This window comes from Clostridium sp. DL-VIII, from assembly GCF_000230835.1.
Classification (GTDB): domain Bacteria; phylum Bacillota; class Clostridia; order Clostridiales; family Clostridiaceae; genus Clostridium.
This window is the reverse complement of record NZ_CM001240.1, coordinates 374,673-400,000: the sequence shown is the minus strand read 5'-3', so window position 1 is coordinate 400,000 and position 25,328 is coordinate 374,673. Positions and strand designations below refer to the sequence as shown.

20 protein-coding genes and 10 tRNA genes (1 of these 30 only partly in view) are annotated in these 25,328 nt (G+C 30.4%); all 30 read right to left on the bottom strand.

Annotated elements, in window-relative coordinates:
- Positions 1–1,357: the 5' portion of a glycine--tRNA ligase gene (locus CDLVIII_RS01880; protein ID WP_009167770.1), read on the bottom strand. 35 nt of this gene lie to the left of the window's left edge; the window shows 1,357 of its 1,392 coding nt (coding positions 1–1,357); its start codon is at positions 1,355–1,357; its stop codon lies off the left edge, out of view.
- Between the two features lie 303 nt (positions 1,358–1,660).
- Positions 1,661–1,735: transfer RNA gene (locus CDLVIII_RS01875), tRNA-Asn, on the bottom strand.
- A 307-nt stretch (positions 1,736–2,042) separates the two neighbouring features.
- Positions 2,043–2,117, bottom strand: a tRNA-Asn gene (locus CDLVIII_RS01870).
- A gap of 303 nt (positions 2,118–2,420) precedes the next feature.
- Positions 2,421–2,495, bottom strand: a tRNA-Asn gene (locus CDLVIII_RS01865).
- 247 nt (positions 2,496–2,742) lie between these two features.
- The gene (gene lysS, locus CDLVIII_RS01860; protein ID WP_009167769.1) at positions 2,743–4,248 is read right to left on the bottom strand and encodes a lysine--tRNA ligase; all 1,506 of its coding nucleotides are present in this window, start codon (positions 4,246–4,248) and stop codon (positions 2,743–2,745) included.
- Between the two features lie 13 nt (positions 4,249–4,261).
- Positions 4,262–4,744, bottom strand: coding sequence for a transcription elongation factor GreA (greA, locus tag CDLVIII_RS01855; protein ID WP_009167768.1), 483 nt, complete (start codon positions 4,742–4,744; stop codon positions 4,262–4,264).
- A 530-nt stretch (positions 4,745–5,274) separates the two neighbouring features.
- On the bottom strand, positions 5,275–6,240 hold the full coding sequence (gene dusB, locus CDLVIII_RS01850) for a tRNA dihydrouridine synthase DusB (protein WP_009167767.1): 966 nt from the start codon (positions 6,238–6,240) through the stop codon (positions 5,275–5,277).
- 28 nt (positions 6,241–6,268) lie between these two features.
- Entirely contained in the window at positions 6,269–7,069 is an 801-nt protein-coding gene (locus CDLVIII_RS01845; RefSeq protein WP_009167766.1) for a type III pantothenate kinase, read from the bottom strand.
- A gap of 140 nt (positions 7,070–7,209) precedes the next feature.
- Positions 7,210–8,880, bottom strand: coding sequence for a formate--tetrahydrofolate ligase (locus CDLVIII_RS01840; protein ID WP_009167765.1), 1,671 nt, complete (start codon positions 8,878–8,880; stop codon positions 7,210–7,212).
- A 278-nt stretch (positions 8,881–9,158) separates the two neighbouring features.
- A complete protein-coding gene (ftsH, locus tag CDLVIII_RS01835) occupies positions 9,159–10,967 on the bottom strand; it encodes an ATP-dependent zinc metalloprotease FtsH (RefSeq protein WP_009167764.1) in 1,809 nt (602 codons plus the stop codon).
- A gap of 73 nt (positions 10,968–11,040) precedes the next feature.
- The gene (gene hpt / locus CDLVIII_RS01830) at positions 11,041–11,580 is read right to left on the bottom strand and encodes a hypoxanthine phosphoribosyltransferase (protein WP_009167763.1); all 540 of its coding nucleotides are present in this window, start codon (positions 11,578–11,580) and stop codon (positions 11,041–11,043) included.
- A 1-nt stretch (position 11,581) separates the two neighbouring features.
- Positions 11,582–12,988, bottom strand: coding sequence for a tRNA lysidine(34) synthetase TilS (tilS, locus tag CDLVIII_RS01825; protein ID WP_009167762.1), 1,407 nt, complete (start codon positions 12,986–12,988; stop codon positions 11,582–11,584).
- A 295-nt stretch (positions 12,989–13,283) separates the two neighbouring features.
- The gene (spoIIE, locus tag CDLVIII_RS01820) at positions 13,284–15,671 is read right to left on the bottom strand and encodes a stage II sporulation protein E (RefSeq protein ID WP_009167761.1); all 2,388 of its coding nucleotides are present in this window, start codon (positions 15,669–15,671) and stop codon (positions 13,284–13,286) included.
- A 479-nt stretch (positions 15,672–16,150) separates the two neighbouring features.
- A tRNA-Leu gene (locus CDLVIII_RS01815) sits at positions 16,151–16,239 on the bottom strand.
- A gap of 84 nt (positions 16,240–16,323) precedes the next feature.
- A tRNA-Met gene (locus tag CDLVIII_RS01810) sits at positions 16,324–16,399 on the bottom strand.
- Positions 16,400–16,593: 194 nt separating this feature from the next.
- Positions 16,594–16,669: transfer RNA gene (locus CDLVIII_RS01800), tRNA-Met, on the bottom strand.
- Positions 16,670–16,691: 22 nt separating this feature from the next.
- Positions 16,692–16,780, bottom strand: a tRNA-Leu gene (locus CDLVIII_RS01795).
- A 6-nt stretch (positions 16,781–16,786) separates the two neighbouring features.
- Positions 16,787–16,863: transfer RNA gene (locus CDLVIII_RS01790), tRNA-Met, on the bottom strand.
- 7 nt (positions 16,864–16,870) lie between these two features.
- Positions 16,871–16,946: transfer RNA gene (locus CDLVIII_RS01785), tRNA-Met, on the bottom strand.
- 22 nt (positions 16,947–16,968) lie between these two features.
- Positions 16,969–17,057, bottom strand: a tRNA-Leu gene (locus tag CDLVIII_RS01780).
- A 270-nt stretch (positions 17,058–17,327) separates the two neighbouring features.
- Positions 17,328–17,738 carry a S1 domain-containing RNA-binding protein gene (locus CDLVIII_RS01775; RefSeq protein WP_009167760.1) on the bottom strand — a complete coding sequence of 137 codons (411 nt, stop codon included), beginning with the start codon at positions 17,736–17,738 and terminating at the stop codon, positions 17,328–17,330.
- Between the two features lie 160 nt (positions 17,739–17,898).
- The gene (locus CDLVIII_RS01770) at positions 17,899–18,192 is read right to left on the bottom strand and encodes a septum formation initiator family protein (RefSeq protein ID WP_009167759.1); all 294 of its coding nucleotides are present in this window, start codon (positions 18,190–18,192) and stop codon (positions 17,899–17,901) included.
- 76 nt (positions 18,193–18,268) lie between these two features.
- Positions 18,269–18,661 (bottom strand): spore cortex biosynthesis protein YabQ, encoded by a 393-nt coding sequence (gene yabQ / locus CDLVIII_RS01765; RefSeq protein WP_009167758.1) that lies wholly within the window; start codon positions 18,659–18,661, stop codon positions 18,269–18,271.
- Positions 18,662–18,670: 9 nt separating this feature from the next.
- The gene (yabP, locus tag CDLVIII_RS01760; RefSeq protein WP_009167757.1) at positions 18,671–18,964 is read right to left on the bottom strand and encodes a sporulation protein YabP; all 294 of its coding nucleotides are present in this window, start codon (positions 18,962–18,964) and stop codon (positions 18,671–18,673) included.
- Positions 18,965–19,126: 162 nt separating this feature from the next.
- Positions 19,127–19,387 carry an RNA-binding S4 domain-containing protein gene (locus CDLVIII_RS01755; RefSeq protein WP_009167756.1) on the bottom strand — a complete coding sequence of 87 codons (261 nt, stop codon included), beginning with the start codon at positions 19,385–19,387 and terminating at the stop codon, positions 19,127–19,129.
- 231 nt (positions 19,388–19,618) lie between these two features.
- Positions 19,619–19,894 (bottom strand): HU family DNA-binding protein, encoded by a 276-nt coding sequence (locus CDLVIII_RS01750; protein WP_009167755.1) that lies wholly within the window; start codon positions 19,892–19,894, stop codon positions 19,619–19,621.
- 219 nt (positions 19,895–20,113) lie between these two features.
- Positions 20,114–21,565 carry a nucleoside triphosphate pyrophosphohydrolase gene (mazG, locus tag CDLVIII_RS01745; RefSeq protein WP_009167754.1) on the bottom strand — a complete coding sequence of 484 codons (1,452 nt, stop codon included), beginning with the start codon at positions 21,563–21,565 and terminating at the stop codon, positions 20,114–20,116.
- A gap of 171 nt (positions 21,566–21,736) precedes the next feature.
- A complete protein-coding gene (locus tag CDLVIII_RS01740; RefSeq protein WP_009167753.1) occupies positions 21,737–23,284 on the bottom strand; it encodes a polysaccharide biosynthesis protein in 1,548 nt (515 codons plus the stop codon).
- Positions 23,285–23,378: 94 nt separating this feature from the next.
- The gene (gene spoVT, locus CDLVIII_RS01735) at positions 23,379–23,927 is read right to left on the bottom strand and encodes a stage V sporulation protein T (protein WP_009167752.1); all 549 of its coding nucleotides are present in this window, start codon (positions 23,925–23,927) and stop codon (positions 23,379–23,381) included.
- Between the two features lie 226 nt (positions 23,928–24,153).
- Positions 24,154–25,179 (bottom strand): peptidylprolyl isomerase, encoded by a 1,026-nt coding sequence (locus tag CDLVIII_RS01730; RefSeq protein ID WP_009167751.1) that lies wholly within the window; start codon positions 25,177–25,179, stop codon positions 24,154–24,156.
- Positions 25,180–25,328: the final 149 nt, after the last annotated feature.

Sequence of the window (25,328 nt, the reverse complement as noted above, 5' to 3'; positions counted from 1 at the left end):
ATTCACTTATCTTAACTCTTTCTTGTTCCATTGTGTCTCTGTTTCTAATAGTAACTGCTTCATCTTCTAAAGTATCAAAATCAATTGTTATACAATATGGAGTTCCAATCTCATCCTGTCTTCTATATCTCTTTCCTATGCTTCCTGTTTCATCAAAATCAAGGTTGAACTTTTTGCTTAATTCAGCATAAACATCTAAAGCTTTTTCAGAAAGCTTTTTAGAAAGAGGTAATACAGCTGCTTTAAATGGAGCTAATGCTGGATGTAAATGCATTACTGTTCTAACATCTCCATCCTCTAATTCTTCTTCATCATAAGCTTCAATTAAAAATGCTAATGTAACTCTATCTGCACCTAATGATGGTTCTATAACATATGGTATATATTTTTCATTAGTTGTTTGATCTAAATAACTTAGATCTTGACCTGAATGTTCTTGATGTTTAGTCAAGTCATAATCAGTTCTGTCTGCTATACCCCAAAGTTCTCCCCAACCAAATGGGAATAGGTATTCTATATCAGAAGTTGCATTTGAGTAGAATGATAACTCCTCTTCTCCATGATCTCTCATTCTTAAGTTTTCTGGTTTAACATTCAGATTTAGCAAGAAGTTCCAGCAATAGTCCTTCCAATATTTATGCCATTCTAAATCAGTTCCTGGTTTACAGAAGAACTCCAATTCCATCTGTTCAAATTCTCTTATTCTAAATATGAAGTTACCAGGAGTAATTTCATTTCTAAAAGATTTACCTATTTGAGCTATACCAAACGGAACTTTCTTTCTTGAAGTTCTTTGAACCGCCTTAAAATTAACAAATATACCTTGTGCTGTTTCAGGTCGTAAATAAATTTCTGACTTAGCATCCTCAGTAACACCTTGGAAAGTTTTATACATAAGATTAAATTTTCTTATATCTGTGTAATTCATTTTTCCACATTTAGGACAAACTATATTATTACTTTCAATATATTCTTTTAATTGTTCATTAGACCATCCATCAGCGCTTGCTACTTCTGCACCATTAGCTGTCATATGATCTTCAACCAGCTTATCTGCTCTAAATCTTGCTTTACATTCTTTGCAATCCATTAGTGGGTCTGAGAAACCACCAACGTGTCCTGATGCCACCCAAACTTCACTATTCATTAAAATAGCTGAGTCTAATCCTACATTATAAGGACTTTCTTGAACAAATTTCTTCCACCATGCTCTTTTTACATTATTTTTGAATTCTACGCCTAAAGGACCATAATCCCATGAGTTAGCTAACCCACCATATATATCTGAGCCTGGGAATACAAATCCTCTGTTTTTACAAAGTGCTACAATCTTATCCATTGTCTTTTCTACTGCCATCGTTTATCCCTCCAAATACATTTTTATAAAAATAAAAAAAGCCCTAACCACAAAGGGACGAAATTATAATTCCGCGGTTCCACCCTTCTTGGCTTAGGCCCATCTTTCTTCTTAAAATACCTTTGCACTAAAAAGCGCCATTCATCACAAATCAATAATGATTCTCACCAAACACCATCTCTCTATAATTGACTTTCAGATTACTATTCTTTCTTAAACGTGCATATTTAATTTATAAATTAATTTTAACAAAATTAACATTTCTGTCAATATAAAAATATAGTCTAAAAAAATATAAAAAAATGGCTCCGCGAAGAGGACTCGAACCTCCAACCTATCGGTTAACAGCCGAGTGCTCCACCATTGAGCTATCGCGGAACGTCATTACTTAATCTATTATATCAGCTTTTTTAAATTATGCAACCCTATTTTTTTATTTTTTTACTACTATTTTTTTATCACTCTATTTTCTTATATATTTACTACGTAAATATATTCTTTGACATATGGATCAGAATCAAATAATAATTCAAAGAAATCATATTACCATAATCACTTCATACGTTACCTAATAGTAAATAAATTAATATACATACTCTATCTCTATTATTTTTTAATATAACAACAGGGCAGAAAGTACTTCCCACCCTGATTTTCTATCAAATATTATCTTTAAATAAAAAAATGGCTCCGCGAAGAGGACTCGAACCTCCAACCTATCGGTTAACAGCCGAGTGCTCCACCATTGAGCTATCGCGGAACGTCATTACTTAGTCTATTATATCAGCTTTTTAAAATTATGCAACCCTATTTTTCATTTTTTATCATTTGTCTGATTTTATTTTTCTTATAATTCAGAAACCAATGTTTTTCTCTAGCTTCAGCTATAATGAAAATTTAAGTAAAAACAATAAAAATAACCTAACATAATCATTTAATTCAATACATTAATTATCATAATAAACATATTAACATAAATATTATATTATTTCTTAATAAAACAAAAGAGCAGAAAATACTTCCACTCTAATTCTTTATCAAATATTATTTTTAAATAAAAAAATGGCTCCGCGAAGAGGACTCGAACCTCCAACCTATCGGTTAACAGCCGAGTGCTCCACCATTGAGCTATCGCGGAACGTCATTACTTAATCTATTATATCAGCTTTTTGAAATTATGCAAGCGTTTTTAATAAATTTATAATTAATTATTTTAGGTAACATATCTTATAATTGCTAAAACTAAATTGTTTATAGTCAGTAAGATATGAAGCAAACTCAAGTAAGCATATTATAACAATACAGAATAAAAAAGTTCATGCCATACCCAACTAGGAGCACACATGAACCTTTTTACTCTGTATCTAAACTTTTAAAGATCTATATTACTTTTGTGGTCTCATTGTTGGGAATAGTATAACGTCTCTAATTGATGCTGAATCAGTTAAGAACATTATAAGTCTGTCTATACCCATTCCCATTCCACCTGTAGGCGGCATACCTGTTTCAAGAGCACTCATGAACTGCTCATCTAATAAATATGCTTCATCATCACCTAATTCTCTTTCCTTAGCTTGTTGCTCAAATCTTTGTCTTTGAACTATTGGATCATTTAATTCTGAATATGCATTGCAAAGTTCTCTACCAAATACAAAGCCTTCAAATCTTTCAGTAAATTCTGGATTTCCTCTTTTCTTTTTTGTAAGAGGTGATATTTCAACTGGATAATCCATTACAAATGTAGGTTGAATCATATTAGCTTCACCAAATTCTTCATATAAAGCATTTAATACATCACCTTTTGTAACTGTCTCTAAAGGCTTAGCAAATTCTAAATGCTTTTCTTTAGCTATAGCTTGAGCTTCTTCATTTGACTTAATTTCATTAAAGTCTACACCTGCATGTTCCTTAACAACATCTACCATAGTTACTCTTCTCCATGGTGGAGCAAAGTCTATTTCTGTTCCTTGATAAGTAACTTTAGTTGTTCCATTTATTTTTTCACAAATATATGCAACCATATTTTCTGTTATTTCCATCATATCATTATAATCTGAGTATGCTTCATATAATTCAATTGCAGTAAATTCTGGATTATGTCTTACGTCCATACCTTCATTTCTGAAATTTCTACCTATTTCATATACTTTTTCAAATCCGGCAACTATTAGTCTCTTAAGATATAATTCAGTTGCAATTCTTAAATACATATCCATATCTAAAGTATTGTGATGAGTTATAAATGGTCTTGCAGCAGCACCTCCTGCTATTGGGGAAAGAATTGGAGTTTCTACTTCCAAAAATCCTTTATTATCCAAGAATTCTCTCATTGCAGATATAATCTTACTTCTCTTTATAAATGTAGTTTTTACTTCCGGATTAGTAATTATATCTACTTCTCTTTGTCTATATCTTAAATCTGGATCCTTTAATCCATGCCACTTTTCTGGAAGTGGTTTTAAGGATTTACAAATCAATTCAAAAGTATTAGCATTTACTGTTACTTCTTCTGTTTTTGTTTTGAATACTTCTCCAGTTACTGCTACCCAATCTCCTAAATCAAGTGTCTTATATTGCTTTAAGTTTTCTTCCCCTACCTTATCTATTTTTAAGAATAATTGTATTTTCCCATCAATATCATGTATATCTGAAAAGACTACTTTTCCTTGACCTCTTTTAGACATTATTCTTCCTACAACAGTTACTTCCTTACCTTCTAACTCATCATAATTAGCTTTAACTTCTTCTGATGTATGAGTTCTATTAATTTTATAAACATCAAAAGGATCTTTCCCTGCATTCTGTAACTCTGTTAATTTAGCTCTTCGAAGTCCTTCTTGTTCACTGTATTGAGATTCTAACTCCTGCATACTCATTTCTTCTGTTGACATATTGTACCTCCAATTAACTTCTACTTATTTCTAAAATCTCAAACTTGTTCACTCCATCAGGAATTATTACTTCCACTATGTCACCAACTTTTTTCCCAACTAAGGCGTTACCAACCGGTGATTCGTTTGATATTTTAAAATTCATAGGATCTGCTTCCGCTGAACCCACTATTGAATATTCAACTTCTTCATCAAATTCATAATCTTTAACTTTAACTTTTGATCCAACTGATACAATATCACTTGGAATTTCAGATTCATCAACGACAACTGCATTCTTTAACATATTTTCTAATTGAATTATTCTTCCTTCTGTAAATGCTTGGTCGTTTTTAGCTTCATCATATTCAGAGTTTTCACTTAAGTCTCCATATCCTAAAGCAATTTTTATTTTTTCAGTTATTTCTTTTCTTTTTACAGTTTTTAAATATTCAAGTTCAGTTTCTAACTTTTTAACACCTTCATAAGTCATTACATATTGTTTTGATTGGCTCATATACTTTAACTCCCCTTTAAAACCTTATATATTTATTATTTTAATAATCGTATTCATTGAATTCATCTTAAATTAAGCATTACGCGAATCAATTTAGACAATCAATATTATTAAAATGTTGTACTTCAATAAAATAATTAAATTAAATTTTGAAATAGTGCAAAGTAAACTTTTAACCTCAAAATCATTTAACTAATTATAAATCAGCATATTTGATATGTCAATAAATCCTATCCTCAAGCAATTTATGCCGTTAAACTTTGATTTACCTTATAAAATTCACAACTGACTTAGGTTAAGTAACCCTATTAAATATATGTTATAAGATATATTTAATAGTAGTATATGCTGAAAAATTTTATTTACTTTATATAATATATATTGCAATATTAAAATTACATTTAGTATGGTTGTAAGTTAAGTAAATACTAGGATATAAATTTCATAAAACTAACTGCAACATATATTACATTCTTCTGAATATTAATAATATGATAAAATCTCATAATTTATTCTAATATTATTTTGCTCTATATTTCTTCTTTATATTTTTTCAAAATTCTAATTACTTCTTTACTATCACTTTGGCTATTAATTACATTCTTAATCTCTGCACTTCTTGGAAGCCCTTTTAAATACCATGAAGCATGTTTACGCATTTCTCTTATTGCCTTGAACTCTCCATCATATTTAAGTGCTAAAGCATAATGCTTGAGGCACATTTCAATTTTTTCCTTATTCGAAATTTCTTCTATTTGCTCACCCTTTAAGGCCTTCACTATCTGTTTAAATATCCATGGGTTTCCTTGACTTCCTCTTGCAACCATTATTCCATCGCAATTGGTTAGTCGCTTTAATTTAATAGCATCATTTGCTGAAAACACATCTCCATTCCCTATTACAGGAATAGAAACACTATCTTTAACCTTTTTTATTATATCCCAATCAGCAACTCCTTGATACATTTGTTTTCTAGTTCGTCCATGAACAGCAATTGCATCAACTCCTGCTTGTTCCATTCCCTTTGCAAATTCCACTGCATTGACATTGTCATCATCAAATCCCTTTCTAAACTTTACAGTAACAGGTTTTGTTGATACTTTCTTTATTGCCTTCACAATTTGATAAGCAAGGTCGGGTTCCATCATTAACGCGGATCCTTCTCCATTTTTAACAATTTTAGGTGCGGGACATCCCATATTTATATCAATAATACAAATATCTTCTCTACTATTTAAATATTTTTCACAGATATCAGCCATTATTTCTGGTTCTCTTCCAAATATCTGAGCCGCTACTGGTTTCTCTTCATCTGCAATTCTAAGTAAGGCCTGTGTGTTCTCGCTTCCGTAATATAAAGCTTTTGCGCTAACCATTTCAGTATAAACTAATCCACATCCCATTTCTTTACATAGTCCTCTGAATGATATATCTGTTACACCAGCCATTGGTGCCAAAAATATATTATTCTCAAAGGTCAAGTTTCCTATTTTCATCTAGAATGTACTCCTTGCTTTTTAATTCTTACTTTTCAGTATTCTCTACTTCATTGTTTTTTTCATAAAGTAATTTTAATCCTTCCAATGTTAATTCTGAATCAACCTTGTCTATCACATCAGTTCCCTTAGCTATTAGATTAGCCAATCCACCTGTTGCTAATACAAAAGGTTCTTCTTTATATTTAGAATTTTTCATCTCTTTTTTCATCTTTTTAACTATATATTCAACTTGCCCAATATATCCAAATAAAATACCTGCCTGCATACTTGATACTGTATTTTTGCAAATCATATTTTTAGGCATTTCTAATTCTACCCTAGGAAGCTTAGCAGCTCTTTCAAATAAGGCATCTGCCGAAATTCTTATTCCTGGACATATGCATCCCCCAAGATAATCACCATTAGCTCTCACAGCACAAAAAGTTGTAGCTGTTCCAAAATCTATTATTATTACTGACCTCTTATAAATTTCATATGCTGCAACAGCATTTACTATTCTATCAGCTCCAACTTCTTTAGGATTATCATATTTAATGTTTATTCCTGTTTTTATTCCTGGTCCAACTATTATAGGTTCATGACAAAAGCATTTTCTTAACATATTCTCTAAAGAATGCATTATATTGGGAACTACGGAAGAAACGATAACTCCAGTAATCTCTTTCGGATCAATGTTGTTTAAATTAAATAATTGCATAACTTGTATACTATACTCATCTGAAGTTTTATTTGCTTCACTTGAAATACGCCAACTAGCTATGTAACCTTTTCCATCATGTACTCCCAAAACAATATTAGTATTACCTGCATCAACAAGTAAGATCATAGAAAGCACCACCTTAATATAGTTAAATTAAAAGCAGCCCAAAGAGCTGCCTTAATTTAGAAATCCATTTAAAAATAACAATATAATTTTATCAATTTTAATTAATTTGTCAAGAGTTAAGGTGTATGAAAAAAATCATTTTAGAATAAGCCAATTATTTCTCCACTCTTTAGTACATCCATCTTATTTGCCGCTGGCACTTTTGGAAGTCCAGGCATAGTCATTATATCTCCAGTTTGAACTACTATAAAACCAGCTCCATTAGATACTCTCACTTCTTTGACTGTAATCTCAAATCCTTGTGGTCTACCCAAAAGATTAGGATTATCTGATAAAGAATATTGTGTTTTTGCCATACATATAGGCAATTTATCTAACTCAAATTTCTCTAACTCTGCAACTTGCTTCTTAGCTGCTGGTGTGTAATTAACTTTATCAGCTCCGTAAATTTCCTTAGCAATAGTAAATATTTTTTCTTGTATAGACTCTTTCTCATTATAAATTGGTGCAAACTCAGCGTCATTGTTATCTAAAATGTCTAATACGATATTTCCAAGTTCAATTCCACCTTCTCCGCCTTTAGCCCATACATCACTTAACGCTACCTTAACACCTATTTTATTGCAAAAAGCTTTAATGAATTCTACCTCTTCATCGCTATCTGTAATAAACTTATTTATAGCTACCACAGGTGTAACTTTAAACTTTTTAATGTTTTCTATTTGTTTTTCTAAATTAGTTATTCCTTTTTCTAACGCATCCACATTCGGAGCATTTAGTTCACTTAATGCTATTCCACCATGGTGCTTTAATGCTCTTATTGTTGCAACTATAACAACACATTCTGGTTTTAAATTCCCATATCTACATTTAATATCAAAAAACTTTTCAGCTCCTAGATCAGCACCAAATCCCGCTTCAGTTACAGCTACTTCTCCAAGCTTTAATGCTAGTTTAGTTGCCATTATAGAATTACATCCATGTGCGATATTAGCAAATGGTCCTCCATGTATTAATGCTGGAGTATTTTCTAATGTTTGAACTAGATTAGGTTTAATTGCATCTTTCATCAATAATGCCATAGCACCTTGAACCTCTAATTCTTTAGCATAAACAGGATTTCCATCTAGATTATAAGCAATTACAATGTTACCCATTCTTTCCTTCAAATCCTCTAAATCGCTTGCTAAACATAATATAGCCATTATTTCTGATGCAACAGTTATATTAAATCCATCTTCTCTAACAAATCCATTAACTTTTCCACCCATTCCAACAACAATGTGTCGAAGTGCTCTATCGTTCATATCCATAACTCTTTTGAAAACTATTCTTCTTGAATCAATTCTTAATACATTTCCTTGATGTATATGATTGTCTATTGCTGCACACAATAAATTATTAGCAGATGTAATTGCATGCATATCTCCTGTAAAATGAAGATTAATATCCTCCATCGGAACTACTTGTGCATATCCACCACCTGCAGCTCCCCCCTTAATTCCAAAAACTGGTCCTAATGATGGTTCTCTTAATGCTATTACAGCATTCTTACCAAGCTTATTTAACGCTTGCCCTAATCCTACCGTAACTGTTGATTTTCCTTCTCCTGCTGGAGTTGGATTTATAGCTGTTACTAAAACTAATTTTCCATCCTTATTATTTTTTACTTTATTATATACTTCCAATGATATTTTGCATTTATACTTTCCATAATATTCAATATCATCTTCACAAAGACCTAATTTCTCAGCTATATTTCTTATTGGCTCCATCTTTGCTTCTTGTGCAATTTGAATGTCACTTTTCATTTAAGCTTCCTCCTAATATTAACCAAAAATCATTTACTGTATTTACATTATATCATTTCGCTTTCTGCAATAAAAGTTATTTTCGAATAATTAATGCAAATTTAGTTTAAATATTCGTATTAATGTCGAATAAAATTTTTATAACTTCTCTACATATATTTTTAACCTTTATAAGATAAAAAATTCTAAACTCGAGAACTTATATTATTAAGAATATAAAAAATAATGCATTACATATAAAATATACATAATGCATTATCTAAACTACTCTGCAGCAGTTAATTATTTACAAATATTTCCTCAAACTCTTCTGAATCAAGTTTTTCTTTTTCAATTAAGGCCTGCGCAACTGCATGTAACTTATTCACATTTTCTTTCAATAAATTGCTTGCCTTATCATAAGCTTCGTCTATAAATCGCTTTATTTCCTTATCTATCTTTGAGCCTATCTCCTCACTAAAATCTCTTCCTTTTCCTAAGTCTCTTCCAAGGAAAACCTCATCATGACCTGGTGTATTATAAGATATAGCTCCAATTTCATCACTCATCCCATAATCCATCACCATGCTTCTAGCTATATGACTTGCTCTATCAATATCATTCTTAGCACCAGTACTTATATCTCCCATAATTAGCTTTTCAGCTACTCTTCCACCTAAAAGTCCAACCATTTCGTCTTCTAATTTTGATTTTGATGTATAAGAGGTATCTTCTTTAGGAAGATGCATTGTATATCCACCAGCTCTACCTCTTGGAATCACACTTATTTCATGTACCGGATCACAATTAGGAAGTAACCTCATAACCACCGCATGCCCAGCTTCATGATATGCAGTTAATTTTCTATCGTGTTCTGTTATTACCTTGCTTTTCTTTTCAGGTCCTGCAATTACTTTAGTTATTGCTTCTTCCATTTCAGCCATTGATATTTGTTTCTTCTCTCTTCTGACTGCAAGTAAAGCAGCTTCATTTGTTAGATTTTCCAAATCTGCCCCTGAAAATCCTGGTGTCCTTTTAGCAAGTACATCTAATCTTACATCTTCCTTAAGAGGTTTCTTCTTTGTGTGTACTTTAAGAATTTCTTCTCTTCCTTTTACATCAGGTGCTCCAACAATAATTTGTCTATCAAATCTTCCTGGTCTAAGCAGTGCTGGATCTAATATATCCGGTCTATTTGTAGCCGCTATCATTATGATGCCTTCATTTGCACCAAATCCATCCATTTCAACAAGAAGTTGATTTAAAGTTTGTTCTCTTTCATCATGTCCGCCGCCAAGTCCAGCGCCTCTTTGCCTTCCAACAGCATCAATTTCATCTATAAATACTATACAAGGAGAATTTTTCTTAGCTTCTTCAAACAGACTTCTAACTCTAGATGCACCAACACCAACAAACATCTCAACAAAATCTGAACCGGATATACTGAAGAATGGGACTCCTGCTTCTCCTGCTATAGCTTTTGCAAGTAATGTCTTTCCTGTTCCTGGAGGTCCAACTAACAACACTCCTTTAGGTATCCTTGCTCCCATTTGTATATATCTAGCTGGCAGCTTTAAGAAATCGACTATTTCTTCAAGTTCTGCCTTTTCTTCATCTGCACCAGCAATATCCTGGAATGTAACTGTTTGGGTATCAGGAGTTACCATTTTGGCTTTGCTCTTTCCAAAATTCATAACACCTCTTCCCCCACCTCCACTTTGGGACTGCTGTGTAAATATAAATAAAAATACAAAAACAAGCACTGCCATAAAACCAAACGGAATCAATGTTGCAATCCAAGTTCCATTATTAGATGGCTTATCAAAAACCACTGTAACATTTGATTTAGGCTGATTTTCTATTAGTGAACCAATAAGCTCACTAGGTGCATAAGTAATAAAAGTTTTATTGTCAGTAGTCTTTCCTTCTACTGTCATACTTTCTTCTTTAACGACGATACTCTCTATCTCATCTGCATTCCACTTTTGTACGAATGCGCTATATGCAATATCATTAGAACCTTTTCCTGTTTCCCACATAGTAACCGCTGCTAAAATTAGCATAACTGCACATACAATCCATACAGCTGCACTTGAATATTTTTTCATTCAAGGCCCCCCTCTCTCATCATATTTAAAATTTTATCATAGGAATATTCTTATTACAATAAGATTGCAGTTTCTATTTTTCATATATTTCTGGCTTCAATATTCCTATAAATGGTAAATTTCTGTACTTTTCAGCATAATCTATTCCATATCCTACTATAAATCCATCCGGAACTTCAAAACCAACATACTTAACTTTTAAATCAGAAATTCTTCTCGTTTGCTTATTTAAAAGCGATACTATTTCTATGCTATTAGCTTTTCTCGCTTCCAAGTATTTAAGCAAATATGTCAATGTAACTCCTGTATCAACAATATCTTCCACTACCAAAATGTCCTTACCTTCAATACTATTATCTAAATCTTTTAAAATTCTTACAACTCCAGATGTTTCTGTAGAATTTCCATAACTAGATACTGCCATAAAGTCTATTTCACATGGTATTGATATGTTTTTTATTAATTCTGCAGCAAACAGCACTGATCCCTTTAAAATCCCCACTACAAGTAAATTCTTTCCTTTGTAGTCCTTGCTTATTTCGCTCGCAAGCTCCTTAATTCTCTTAGCCAAAACTTCCTCTGAAAATAATATCTCTTGTATATCTTGTTTCATATTAATATTCCTTTCTCTCAATAGCTACTTTTAATATATTTTTACTTTTATTTGTAAGTTTATATTCTTCTGATGTTCTAATTTCAATAATCCATGCAATCTTTTCATCAAAACATAAAATTGGAATATTATCTCTTTCTTCCTTAGGAATTTTCATATCAATAAAAATGTCTTTTAGTTTTTTATTTCCACTCATACCTAATGGAATAATTCTATCTCCATCTCTCCTATATCTTACTGAAATGTTATTATTTATTTTATCAAAATCAAAATACTTTATCAGCTTATTTTCTTTCAGGTTTATTTTATCTTTATCATAATCCTCTATTACGTAAAATTTAATATTAAATCCATCAAAATTAACTGTAGTTTTATTTATATTATTCTTAATTAAAATTATTTCTTCTTTTTCATTTTTTATAGTACGTTTTTTTTCTTTGCTTTTTATGTATATATCTCCATAAATATTCTCAGCATAAATACCATTAGGCAAATCTACTATTTTCCCTGAATCATTTTTTGATAGATACAAAATTTTATATATATGTTTCATTTCAAAATCATAATCCGATTGCGAAAATTTAGTTATAGCATGCCTTAGAACTCTGTTAACAATTGCCTCTTCTTTCTTAAATATTTCCTTTTTTATTATAAAATAATCATCATATTCTATACAACAATTATTATATAAATCTAGAGCTAAATTTTCTAGAAATTCGTTATCTTTCTGCAATAGCACCGACATTCTGCTTAATGTTTGTATTATATCCCCATTAAAATTTTCTTTCATATATGGCAATATATCTAATCTTATTTTATTTCTATTATAGGTTCTTTCAAAATTAGTCTTATCTATTCTAGGATATATTTTTTTTAGTTTTATATACTCTTCAACTTCATTTCTGCTTAAGCACAAAATTGGCCTTATTATTTTGTTATCCCTAAATGCTTTAATTCCACCAAGACCTTCTAGTCCAGTTCCTCTCATAAGCCTAAACAAAATTGTTTCTGCTTGATCATTAGCATTATGTGCAGTAGCAATCTTATTAAAACCCTCCTGATTTAAAATTTCATCAAAAAAATTGTACCTAACACTTCTTCCTGCCATCTCAGAAGAAAGCTTTTGTTCTTTAGCATATGCATTTATATCTACTCTCTTAGTGAAACACTTTATTCCCATTTCGTTACAAATATCAATTACATATTCTTCGTCTCGTAACGCATCTTCTCCTCTTAAGAGATGATTTAAATGTGCTGCTGCTATGTCTATATTCAACTCTTCCTTTAATTCATATAAAATATTTAAAAGACACATAGAATCCGGGCCTCCAGAAAGAGCTATTAAAATTTTATCTCCACTTTCTATTAAATTATTATCTTTGACATAAGATAGTACTTTTTTATACAAAAATAAACACTCCTATTTATTCATAACATTATATTAAATATAATACCGTATAATACATTTTACGTATATATTTTTTACATATAAACATTATTCTTTAAAACTTGTAATATAATTTTTTAACATATTTTAAGTATACTTTGTAAATACTTATTTGCAAAATTTATTTTAATACGAAAACAATTAGATTATCCATTAAAACTATAAATAGCTGTTTCAAAACTAATTTATAAATTAAAATTCTGAAACAGCTCTTAATACTCTTTCTGTGGATAAAATCATTGATAAAATTTATCTATTAACTTTCCAAATAAACTTTTGATACTACAACAGTCATATCGTCTTTAATGATACCATTACTTAATTGTTTTGCTCTTTCCAATATTTTTTCAGATAACTCTCTTGGATCCCCATTGACCTTTTTTAAATACTCTTCAACCCAAGTAGATTTTTCTGAATTTAATCTATCTATATCCAGTACCCCATCGCTTACACTAATCAAAATATCACCGGGCCTTAATACTTCCTTTATAACCTCTACATCTACTTCATCTACAAGCCCAAAAGGTAAATTTTTTGAATTAACGGCCTTTACTTCACGCCCTCTCTTTATAAAACTAGGTGCTGCTCCTATCTTTATGAAAATTGTATTCCCTGTATATAAATCAACTTTTCCTAAATCCAATGTTGCATATTTTTCATCTTCTGCAAATCTCATCCCCATTATAGAATTAACTGTATTTACTGTTATGTCTTCGTTAAATCCTGCTTCCATGAGCTTTTCCACCATCTCCACGGTCGATTTGCTTTCTTCTCTTGCTTCCGGGCCAGATCCCATTCCATCACTTAATATTGTCATATACGTTCCAGTATCAGTTTTCCCAAAGGTATAGCTATCCCCTATTTCATACTCTCCACTTTTAGATTCTATAGCACCATATGACACTATATAATATTTAGGTTTTTCCTCTAATGTAACAATATATTCGTTTGTCTTCGGGTTAACACTGCATCCATTATCTTCAATACAAAGTTTCATCCTTGTAGTATTATTTAATAAAGATATTATATTTTTTTCACAATAGTCAGAACCTTGATAGCTATCTATACTTATCCTAATTTTAGACCTCCCATTCTTATCTATATAACAAAAAATATCATTATAATGGATTAAATTTTTGTTTAATATTCGTTTTACAATTCTCTCCAACTCTGTATCTATACAAACTTCTCTTTTAAAGTCATCTAAAAGACGATCTAATGCACACGATATATTAGAGATATGAGTTGATATCATATTTCTGCCTTCCGCTAATCTCTCTTTTATAGCTTCACTTACATTGTAATTGTTAACAATTCCTTCCGTACACCTTAAAAGTGTAAAATTCTTAACACATTTCTTTTGTAAATCTATTGGCATAGCTAAGTTTCCATCTTCATAATTTTGTATTAACATTTGAAAGGAATTAAATGTCTGATGAAAATCCCTCTCCCAGCATATAAATTTATTTTCACAATTTGAACAACTCCTATCTGCTAAATTTTCTACTAGCGCACTTCCTTTCGATTTAATTAATAAACTTTCATTATCATTAGTACTTACTAAACATTTAGACATAGTAGTCAGTACATTGGTAAGTTCCTTTAACTTAAAGGTAAATTCCTCCTTTATTGAATTTAATTGAATTTCACCTAATGATGCTTTTTTTCTATATGGATTTATCTCAACTTCAATACTTTTATATACAGGTTTTGGAATACACAAAAATAAGATAGAACCAGCTAAAACCTCAATTCCCAATTTTAATGTTACTGCATTAGAGTATAATGCTAATGCAAAATAAATAATTATACCTGAAAGTATTGAAAATATTTTTCCTGTATCTTTAAATATACCAACTATGAGTCCTCCTACGCCGAAAAATGCTACGCTGTACATCATATCATTGGATGAAACTCCAAGCATTATTCCCATAGATACCCCAATCATAGCACCGTATGTTGCGCCTCCCACATAGGCTATTGTAAAAACTAATGTTAAGGCACATATATTTCTTATTGAATAATTGAATACATTGATATCTCCTATTCCAGAAACTAATAGACACAAAAGTATTCCTATACTAACTATTTCTTCTGACGAAAAGAAATAATTAGTATTAATTTCATCTAAAGAATTTAACGCATATTTTATAACATAATATATTGGCACAACAATTAATGTTTGTATTAAACATAAAGTTATGTTTACTCCTAACTCATACTTATCAACTAAAAGACCATAGAGAAAAAAACTGCTCAAAATTATTATAAAACCAACTAATTCACTTTTCTTTCTCTTCGCTGACGAAATAAATACATAATATATTGTTATTAAAATCACGGCTATTAAATACACATATCTATCTGATAACAATTGGTTAATTGTTAGGTATCCTATAGCAATTCCAATTGCTGCGACAAAACCGTTTTTTCTATCTTCGCGCACGACAACCGCAATTAGATATGCTATTCCAATAGGAGCTATTCCAAGCCTGTCTAATTGATTTAGCAGCAAATTTACCCTTCCTAATAAAATTCCTGCCACTAAAATTACTCCTAACCTTACTACAGAAGCTTTTATCCAAGTTTTCCTTTTTACATTTATTACTTCTTTACACTTATTTACACTTAATCCATATTGCACACTAGCTCGCCTCGTTTCCAAATAATGTAATTTGATTATAGCACCCTAGTATTACGATAAATGTCATAAGATGTTTCTCACCTGATTTTTTCGTAGGACAACTTCGTCTAAATTTCTCTAATATCTAATGATTTAATAGGTTATTTTCCTTAGATAAGATTTTACTTATAAATTTCAATAAACAACGTAAGTCCACTCATTGCTTGATTTTCTTCTCTTTCATTCAATTATTAATTTGTCGTTAATATCACTATATTAGAAATTTATATATAATTATTTATTGCATAATATCATAGACTTTGAATAGCTTGTTCAAATTATTCCCTAGTATCCTCAATTATTGTAATTACTTTCAAAGTTGCTGTGATTTCTACAAATCTATACCTAATCATCAATTCTAACTTTATAATTTATTCTTAATAATATCGAAACACAAAAAATATACAACAAAAAAGACTTAAGCATTTGCTTAAGTCTTTTGGTGCCGAAGACCGGAATCGAACCGGTACGGTGTTTAACCACCGCAGGATTTTAAGTCCTGTGCGTCTGCCAGTTCCGCCACTTCGGCATGTACATTGCAATCAAATATACGAAGAATTTACAACACTTCAAATATTACTTTGAATATTCTTTCAAAAACATTTGATTTGTATGGTTGCGGGGGCAGGACTTGAACCTACGACCTTCGGGTTATGAGCCCGACGAGCTACCAACTGCTCCACCCCGCGTTATTATTTTTTATCATATATATGGTGCCGAAGACTGGAATTGAACCGGTACCATGTTTAACCATCGCAGAATTTAAGTCCTGTGCATCTGCCAGTTCCGCTACTTCGGTATGTACATTTCAATCAAATATACAAAGAATTTACGACACTTCAAATATTAATTTGAATATTCTTATAAGAACATTTGATTTGTGTGGTTGCGGGGGCAGGACTTGAACCTACGACCTTCGGGTTATGAGCCCGACGAGCTACCAACTGCTCCACCCCGCGTCATTATTTTTCATCATATACATGGTGCCGAAGACCGGAATCGAACCGGTACGGTGTTTAACCACCGCAGGATTTTAAGTCCTGTGCGTCTGCCAGTTCCGCCACTTCGGCACATATTGGTAGCGGAAATAGGACTTGAACCTACGACACCTCGGGTATGAACCGAGTGCTCTAGCCAGCTGAGCTATTCCGCCATATCAATGGTTGCGGGGGCAGGACTTGAACCTACGACCTTCGGGTTATGAGCCCGACGAGCTACCAACTGCTCCACCCCGCGTTATTATCTTTTATCATATATATGGTGCCGAAGACCGGAATCGAACCGGTACGGTGTTTAACCACCGCAGGATTTTAAGTCCTGTGCGTCTGCCAGTTCCGCCACTTCGGCATATTGTTACACATCAAGTGCCGACAACAAAGCTAATTATAATATATAATCTTTATGCTGTCAACAATATTTTATAACATATAATAATCTAATTTTTCAACATACATAAATTAACTTTTATATGTATCTATGTAAACAGTATCGCGTAATTATTTAGGCATTAATTAATGTAGAATAAATTTTGAAAAACCTAATTGATTTCTCAATAATTTATCCTACATTTAAAATTTACTAAAATTCTTTTATTTATGTGTAATAAGACTAAAAATTTTAATTGCCTTTCTTTCCACCCTTACCTTTAAATTCCTGATGTTTCTTTACATCTTGCATTCTTTCTTCACTATCTTTTAAAAACTTAGACATAATATCCTCAAAATTTCCTGAGTTATTAGTCTTCTTCTTATCAGCTGACTTCCAATCAATTTCTGCTGGCTTAACAGACTTTTTTTGAACATTTGCCTGCTTTATTGAAAGGCTGATTTTGCCATTATCATCAATTGAAATGACTTTTACCTTTACTTTATCCTGTTCATTAAGATGTTCCCTAATATCTTTTACGTAAGAATCTGCGACTTCTGAAATATGAACTAATCCAGTTTTGCCTTCAACTTCAATAAAAGCTCCAAAATTCGTAATGTTTATCACTGTGCCCTCTACTATGTTTCCTGCCATTAAGGTCATGTTTAAAAGATTCCTCCTTAAATTTAAAAATATATAAAATTTATGAACTAGCTCTGCTATGCAGATGTTCTTTAATTTAGAATACACATTTAATTATTATTTAATTATTACTTAGCTGTTATGATACCAGAGTTTTATAAGCTTTTCTATATGCTGAAAGTTAATTAGAACCTCCATTCGTTACCTCACCACTAACAACCTTTTCACCTGGCTTAATCATTCCAAGTCTTTCTCTTGCTAATTTTTCGAGATAATCTAATGAGTCTGAATTAATTTTATCAACTTCATCTTGAAGCCTCTCATTCTTTTGTTTGACTTCATCTAATTGAGACTGCTTACTTGCAATTTCTTTTTGAATTCTATTCGTGGTTATACTTTGCCTAATATAACTAAAAACAAAGAAAATAATAAACCCAATAATTACTACTCTTTTTAATATTAGCTTCTTTTTCATCTATAGAACCTCTATTTTGCAAATTCTCTTAAGTCTATTGTAAACACTATATCACTATTATTCAAGTAATTTTTTCTTATTTCCGTTTATCGGCAATTTTATATGCAATTATTTTTAATGGATACAATATATTCTTTAATAATATTCGAAATAACTTGTAAAATGACTTTATAATTATTATTTCACCAGTATAAAAATATTTACTAATGAATTTAAAATATATTAGAACAGCAATAATTATGAAAATATATACATAGGGAGTTAAAAAAGCGTAATTCGTATATAATAAAAAAGTAAATACAATTAAAGCAATAAGTATACAAAATAACAGGTCTTCTATTATGAGCAATATTTTTATAGAGTTCAATCCTCTTATTCCTCTATATATATCAAATAATATTCCTGTTATTATTCCTGCAATTAAGCTATATACAACAATATTGACCTGCATATTTAATCCTAATAGCATGATATGTTCCTACCTAAATAATCTACTTATTATACTTTCATTGCTTTTTTTAGATATCTTCCCATTATAAACTATAGACGCAATATTTCCAGCAATTGTAACATCACCATTTTGCACGTCTAATTTATTCATTTTTAACTCTTCTCCCTTTATAGTTAAGTTTCCTAAATTAGTTGTTAAATCTATTTTCTGTTCATCAAAACTTATAACTTCAATAACACCACTTAATGCTAACTTTTTTCTATTTTCTAGAATCAAATTGGATTTACTCTCTTCTACTTTATTTTCTACTCTTTTCTCCATTAAAGATTCCTCCATTTATTTTTCTTATACAATATATGTTTATGTTTCATAATTTAGAATGTAGAATATTTAATGAGTTGAGTTTGTTCTATGTTAAATTAATTTGTAAATAATAATTTTATAAAAACATATTAAAGAAGAGTAGATAAACTCAATTAGTTTCTACTCTTGATCTTCTTCTCCTTCAATGATTTCATACATTTCCTTTGCATCTTCTTTTCTTACGTGTTCTGCTATATTAGTTATTTCAGCTTTTAATATTTTGTTAGCAAAGGTTATTTGAATTATATCTCCTTCTTTCACTTTTGTTGAAGGCTTTGCTACTTTATCATTGATTACTATACGACCACTTTCACTTATTTCTTTTGCTACAGTTCTTCTCTTTATGATACGCGATACTTTTAAGTATTTATCTAATCTCATAACTTCCTCCTTTTATGTACAATAAAAAAATATAAATTTAAATCTGCCATAAACAATTTTCTATACAGCTAAGCTCATTTACATAATTTTGTGTTCAGTAAAAAATTTACAATTGATTCCTTCACTTATGACAAATATGATAACAAATTAATGTATTTTTCTTAATTCCATCTTATTAAAAGAACCCGAGAAAAACTCGGGTTCATATTACTCCGTTTAACTTGTATTTTACTACTTGTTAACTTTATCTTTGAATTCTTTTCCAGCTTTAAATACTGGCACTGTTGTTGCAGGAATCTTTATAACTTCCTTAGTTCTAGGATTTCTTCCTTCTCTAGCAGCTCTTTCTCTTGTTTCAAAAGTTCCGAAACCAACTAGTTGAACTTTTTCTCCTTTTTCTAATGCTTCTTCAACGCTTTCAATTAAAGATTTTAATGCTAATTCTGCATCTTTCTTTGTTAACTTACTTTTTTCTGCCATGCTAGTAATTAATTCTGCTTTATTCACAATAACATCCTCCTTAAAATCCAGTTATATATTGTTTAACTGTTTTCTTTATGTACTAAATTGCACTTCTTTATTATATAACCTCTTCAGCTACCCGTCTATAGAAAAACGCTTTCTTTTCCTATATATAACTAAATAATCCAATAAATCGTTACAATATAGTTCTTTATATTTTATTATTCTGCATAAACTAGAAAATTCCTCTATTTTAATTATATATTAATCTAGTTTTTTTGATATTTCCCAAAGTTTATCCATTTTATCCAAATTTTTATTAGTTAATTCAATACTTTTTTCTTTTGAAACTCTTTCAACGTAATCAAACCTTTTTATAAACTTGTCTATAGTATTATTTAATGCTATTTCCTCATCTACTTTTAAAAGCCTTGAAACATTAACACATGAAAATAGTACATCTCCAACTTCTTCTATTATTTTCTCCACATTTTCTTTATTATATACATCAATTACCTCTTTAAGTTCTTCTTTTACTTTATCTATAGCCAAATTTACATTTTTAAAATCGAATCCAACTTTCCTCGCTTTCTCTTGAACCTTATGTGCTCTTAATAATGCCGGTAATCCTTTTGTTATACCTCTCATTTCTTCTGCAATACTAGTATATCCCTTTTCTTTCTTTTTTAATTCATCCCATTTTACTAATACCTCGTCTGAGGAATTTAATCCACTAGAATTATTAAAGACGTGAGGATGCCTGCTTATCATTTTATTACATATTCCCTCTATCACATCATTTATATCAAAATATCCTTCCTCTTTTCCTATTGAGGAATGGAAAACAACCTGTAGAAGTACATCTCCCAGTTCTTCAATTAAAGAATTATCATCCTCCTCATCTATTGCATCTATAACTTCATAACTCTCCTCTATCAAAGCTTTTTTTAAAGATTCATGAGTTTGTTCCTTATCCCATGGGCAACCATTTTCGCCCCTTAATATTTCAATTATCTCTAGTAAATCGTTAAAATCCTTTTTATTATTAAGATCCTTAGGAATGTAGACAGATGTTAAATAGTCTATATCTTCCTGCATATCCAATTCAAATAAAGGTATCTTTCTTATACTTTCCTGTCCTATTATTCCTGCTGCTCTTACATAATATATTTCTGTTTCATCATTATAACATTCTAGTAATTTTAACTTAACTTCTGATGCTATTAATGGATTGTATACTTGCGTAATTATAGTTCCTATTCTCTTATCTAAAATTTGATTTCTTATATCAAAAGAATCTATTACCTTTAATCCTTCTATAGGATCAATTCTAAGGCTCTCAATCATCGCATCAATAAAACTTACGGCTGGTATTATCTTATATTCTATATTTTTTTCCTTACATAATTCAATTAAATTAAATACTGATTTTTCTGCAACTAACGGATGTCCTGGTACTGCGTAAATTAAATTTCCTAATTCATCATGCTTTTTTATTAAATCGTTAGCTATATTTAGATATACTTCATCAAAACTTTGGATACTTTCATAGACATCATCATAAGTATTAAATTCGATATTCTTTTTCTTTAGGTAATCTACTGTTGGATGTTTTTCTGTTCTTAAAAATATATTTTTATTACTCTCAAGTTCTTGTATTGTTCCTATAGTTAATGCTTCCTTCGCCCCTGGTCCTAGTCCCATTATTTTAATCATTAGAGTTTCTCTCCTTTTCACTTTTCTTTATGCATATCAAATGAACGTCTTTTCAATATATACGCTATTATATTTGTGTCACATAGAATAATATTAAATCTCTTGACTTTATTTATATTTAAATAAAGCAACCTGACTACACACTCCCAAATATATATTAGCATAATCTGACTAGTTTCTTTTTGAATATGTTTTAAATCTGCTTTTTATGTCCTCCACATTAAATACTCTAAATATAATTATTAATATGATATATATTATCATACCCAAGAATATGGATAATAAGCAAGATACTCCATTACTTATTGTCTTCTTATATATAATATTATAACTAATTAACACAAATATCATCATAATAATAGCTGCATATGTTGGCTTAATTAATATTTCATATAGATTTAACTTTATTTTTAATGTAAACTTCATAGCTATCATATTTAAAATACTTATTAATGAATATGCTCCACAGCTTGCTATAACAGCACCATATATATTAAAAGCTTCCATTGGAACTAATGTGCAAGTTAATATAATCTTTATTATGCATCCAATTAATAAATTAATAACAGGTTTAATATAATTTCCTGTCCCCTGCAATATTGCTGTTGTTGTTTGAGTAATTATTATAAATGGTATAGATAAAGATAAGTATTTTAATATTTCTATGCCGTCAAATCTACCCGGAAATATGAATTTCATTACTGGCTCTGCTAGAAAGAAAAGTCCCATAGTACATGGAATAGCTATTACTGCTGACATTTTAATAGAAGCATCTACTTTATTTTTTAGTCCCTTCTCTCTTTTAAGTACAAAATTCTCAGCTATAATAGGAACTAATGATGTACAAATTGCCATAGAAAGGGTTAATGGAATGTTTATAATAACCGAGGCTTTTCCTGTCAATTGTGCATACAGAACAGTAGATTGAGTATTTGTAAAACCTGCTTTTAGTAGTTCTTGCGGAACTAAAATAGAATCTATTAGGTTCATAATACTTCCAACTGTTGTACCTAATGATATAGGGATTGCAATTCTTAATATTGTACTTAATATTTCAGTATTGTTTCTTACCTTCTTAATTTTGTAATTCTTTTTAACCTTTTTATAATTGGAATATAAATACGTTCCTCCAACAACAGCTCCCGCAGTAGCACCAAAAGCTGCTCCTCCTGCAGAATATTCAATTCCCTTTGGTAATAAAAAGATAGCTAGTCCTACTCCAAATATAACTCTTCCAATCTGCTCAATTATTTGTGATATTGCCGACGGAGTCATATTTTGAAGTCCTTGAAAAAATCCTCTAAATATGGTTACATATGATATTACAATTGGTGCAAAAGAGATTCCTATCAATGAATAATATGCTTTTGAATCCCACTTTAAGAATAGTATTATCGGTTTTGCAAAAAAGAATAACGCTAAAGTAGTGCCTGTCCCTATTATTGCCATCAAAATAGCAGCTTCCTTCATAACTTCAAAACTTCCCTCTATATCATTCGTTGCATTCTTTTCTGATATTATTTTGGACATTGCTACAGGGACTCCTGAGGCCATGGCTATAAAAAACATATACAGTGGATAAGACATCTGATAATACCCTATTCCTTCATCACCTATTAACATTATCAGCGGCCATCTAAAAAACAGCCCTAGAAATCTAGTTAATATTCCTGCCGTCCCAAGAATAATACTTCCTTTTATTAAGGATTGCTTCTTCATAAAACACCTCCAAACTTACATGTTACAATAATAATTATTGTAAGTTTAGAGGTATTATTCCTTTTATTTTCACACTTTGAATAAATTATTAATATTATTGTTCCATTTGCTTACCTAAAAATGCTGCTGCAGTTTCAACTAACTTTGTTTCAACTTCACCAAGTTCTCCATCCTCTTTTGATACAATTATTACTGCACCAATTTCATCTCCTTCTGCTACAATTGGTGATATAACCTGACTTGTATAAGTTGTTTCATCATCATCATTATGTAATGGTATTACTGAATTACTAGCTTTATTTAATAATACAGTCTTTCTGCCATCCATTACTTTTTCTAGTTCGCTACTTACTTTTCTTTCTATGTACTCTTTTTTAGGTGCTCCACTTACAGAAACAAATGCATCTTTGTCAGCAATTAATACAACATGACCTATAACTTGTTGCAAACTTTCACAATATTCCTTTGAAAAATTAGTAAGTTCCTCAATTGGAGAATATTTTTTTAAAATTACTCCCCCATCTCTATCTGTGAAAATTTCTAATGGATCTCCTTCTCTTATTCTCAAAGTTCTCCTTATTTCTTTTGGTATTACCACTCTTCCTAAATCATCGATTCGTCTAACAATTCCTGTTGCCTTCATTGGTTATGTAACCTCCTTTGAACTCTTTAATTGATTGCAATATTATTATTTGAATTTCTAGAAATTTTATACACTTATAGACAAATTTTATATAAATTATTTTTTTGACAAAAAAGACTGTTCCAAAATAATCTAATTATTTTAAAACAGTCTCTTTATTATTCTATTAATTTCATAAACTTAGCTGTAAGTATTAAATATACTTTAAAAACATAATTATTATTAATTATAATCGATCTTCATAAGTTTTTACTTTTAAATCTGATTTCCATTCTGCTATCTTTGAATTAAAAGCATCACCTTGCTTTTGTTGTAATAAAGTTGATTTTATTTGATCTTTAACTTGATCAAATGGAGTCACTTGCGCAGCTTTTAATCCAGTAGCTTTAATTATATGATATCCATATTGGCTTTTTACTGGTGCTGAAATTTCTCCTTCTTTTAGATTTTTAAATCCATCTACAAATTCAGGAACTAATTGTGTTGTATTATATGCTTGGAATCCTAAATCTCCACCTTTGTCCTTAGACCCTGGATCAGTTGAATATTGTTTAGCTAATGTCGCAAAGTCTGCACCTGAGTCTAATTGTGCTTTTATATCATTAGCTTTTTTCAATGATGCATCAAAATCTACAGATCCATCACTAGCCTTTTCAGCAATTAAAATATGTGCTACATTTGCTCCAGCTCCTGTACTATATTTAGAATCCTTATTTTTATCATACTCTGCTTGAGCATCATCATCTGTTACAGTTACATCTTTTACCATATCTTGCTGAACTGCCTGCTCTATGTTACTCTTCTTTATTAAATCTCTAAGTTGATCTTCAGTTAATCCACTTTGCCCTAAAACGCTTTCCCATTGACCTTCTTCAGAATATTGCGCTTTATATTGGTTTATAGTATCATCAACCTTACTATTAAGCTCATCATCAGATGGCTTTAGTCCTAATTTATCAGCTTCTTGTAAAAGTATTTTTTCAGTTACCAGATTATCTAGTCCTTGCTTCTTCGCTTGTTTTACTTGGTCTGCAACCTTAGTATTAGTTTCATAATCATCTCCAAATTGTTGCTTTAACTGAGCACCAATTTCTTTATCTAAATCGCCTTTTGTTATTGTTTCACTTCCAACTGTTGCCAAAACTGTTTTTTGTATAGCTTCCGGTGTCTTCTCAATCATCTTGCATCCCATAGCTGTAGCTGAAATTGCTGCAATAGCTATAATCGCAATAAACTTCTTTAATCTTTTCAAAATTTTCCCCTCGCTTATTTTAGATTTAACCCTTAAAAATACGATGAACTTTTCTCAACCAATAGTATTTTTAAAGTCTTTACTGTAAAAAGTCTAATATTAGTATATCAATATTATTTTTATAATTCAATTTTTTTGAACTATTTAAT